The organism is Kitasatospora nipponensis, from assembly GCF_039528135.1.
In the GTDB taxonomy this organism is placed as follows: Bacteria; Actinomycetota; Actinomycetes; order Streptomycetales; family Streptomycetaceae; genus Kitasatospora; species Kitasatospora nipponensis.
Genome location: NZ_BAAALF010001125.1, coordinates 1 through 528, shown reverse-complemented (window position 1 = coordinate 528; position 528 = coordinate 1). Strand labels below are relative to the sequence as shown.

The 528-nt window shown below is 68.4% G+C and carries 1 protein-coding gene; it reads left to right on the top strand.

Annotated features, from left to right (window positions below; genetic code table 11):
* On the top strand, positions 1–528 hold a 528-nt coding region (locus ABD323_RS45215; RefSeq protein WP_344447752.1), incomplete at both ends, for a hypothetical protein.

The following is a 528-nucleotide window of genomic DNA, read 5'->3' as shown; positions in this document are numbered from 1 at the left end:
GGGTCCGCGAACCCCTCCGGCTGGACTACGTCTCCTTCTGCGACAAGGTCGCCCAGACCGGCGACATCGTCTGCATCCTCGACACCACCTCGACCATGATCTCGGGCGATACCGCCCAGCGATTCGCCGCCGCCGCCGGCGCCGCGATCGGCCGGGGTGCGATCCTGCAGATCATGTTGCTCGATCCGGATTCCCTCGCCGCCCAGCAGCGTTCCCACGAGCTCAGCGCCGACGTACGGCACGAAATCCTCCGCACCATCCGCGACCTGCGCCGGATCGAGACCCGGCTCGCACCCGAGCGCCGCGCCCAACTCCAGGTCCGCGTCTACGACGCCGCGCCCTCCATTCAGCTCTACCGCTGCGGCCAGCGGATGATGTTGAGCTTTTTCCCGGTCGACCGCCGCTCCGGCGACGCCCAGCAGTTGGAGGTCCGCGCCACCACTCCGCTCGGCTCCTTCGTCTCCGAGCGCTTCGCCGAGCTGTGGAACAGCGGACGGCCCATCAACGACCTGCTCAAGAAGCAGGTCT